At 70.0% G+C, this 1,121-nt stretch carries 2 protein-coding genes; both read right to left on the bottom strand.

Annotated features, from left to right (window positions below; all coding sequences use genetic code 11):
• Nucleotides 1-187 precede the first annotated feature (187 nt).
• Entirely contained in the window at nucleotides 188-868 is a 681-nt protein-coding gene (locus IG02_RS37405; protein WP_267958561.1) for a DNA adenine methylase, read from the bottom strand.
• Nucleotides 775-1,035: a DNA adenine methylase gene (locus IG02_RS43755; protein ID WP_324604771.1), complete on the bottom strand. Its 261-nt coding sequence runs from the start codon at nucleotides 1,033-1,035 to the stop codon at nucleotides 775-777. Before IG02_RS43755 ends, IG02_RS37405 begins: the two co-directional genes overlap by 94 nt.
• Nucleotides 1,036-1,121 lie beyond the last annotated feature (86 nt).

Raw genomic sequence — 1,121 nt, forward strand, 5'->3', positions numbered from 1 at the left:
CACGCTGAGGCCGTCACGGAAGTGGGCGTCGCGCAGGAAGTCGGCGGCTTCGAGGAGGGTGAGGGCGCGAAGACGGTCGGCGGGGGTCGGGTCGGTCATTGGTTGTCTCCTGTCGGGTGTGGGAGGGTCGGGGCGCTGGCCCGGCGGTCTACGACACCGCCGGGCCGGTCCCGCGTGGGGTGGACGGTCACGCGATGTCTGCGAACAGGTCGAGCTGGTCACCGAGCGGCCGATTCGCCCACAAGACTTCGGTACGGGCCCGGTCGCCCTTACCGTTGCCGGTCATCGACGCCTGCTCGTACCGGTGCCACCCGGCGTACAGCTCGTCGTACAGCGGGCTGTGGTAGCCGGAGAGGACAACTGCGGCCCGGCAGTCGGCGAGCGCGGCCGCCAGCTCCCGGTGCTCGTTCTCGCCACGCATCTCTGCGCCGTACCGGTCGCGGTGGCTGCGGGTGGTGCCGAGGTAGGGCGGGTCGACGTACAGCAGCACGTCCTGCTGAGTCCCGTATTTGCCGATCATGGTGAGGGCGGGCAGGCACTCCAGGCTCACGGACATGATCCGCTCGGCTGCCGGCATCAGCCGGTTCCGGTAGGCGTCCAGGTGGTCAGGCATGCTGAAGCTGGAACCCGAAGTGTTGGTGTAGTGCCGCCACCCGCTGCGTCGCATCATCCCGCCACGGCCCTGCGTCAGCCGCACCCACACCCGCCGCGCCCGCTCCACCTCGTCTTCGGCCGGGTCCCATGCACTGGTCAGCTCAACGCGGGCGTGCGGGGTCAGCTGGCAGGCGCGCGCCAGTTCCTCGGGCCGGTCACGCAGGACGCGCCAGAAGGTGACCAGGTCCCCGTCGAGATCATTGACGGTCTCCATCGCCGACGGCCGCTTCGCGAAGAGGACGGAAGACCGCCGGCGAACGGTTCGACGTAGTGGGCGTGCGACGGCAACAGGCCCACGATCCAGTCGGCGACGCGCTGCTTGGACCCGAAGTACGGGACGGGCGACTTCACGGTGCTCCTCTCATGGTGGTGGGCGGTCACGGCCGGACAACAGGCGCGGCCGGGTGCACGTCCCGCGGCTTACCGCAGTGCTTGCAGTTCGCGAGCCGCCGCTTGGCGTCGCTCAC

Source organism: Streptomyces sp. NRRL F-5135 (genome assembly GCF_000719775.1).
Lineage (GTDB): Bacteria > Actinomycetota > Actinomycetes > Streptomycetales > Streptomycetaceae > Streptomyces > Streptomyces hebeiensis.

What these genes read in the sequence shown, in the direction of transcription:
- IG02_RS37405 (WP_267958561.1), bottom strand. Translation starts at nt 868, where the DNA reads ATGGAGACCGTCAATGATCTCGACGGGGACCTGGTCACCTTCTGGCGC.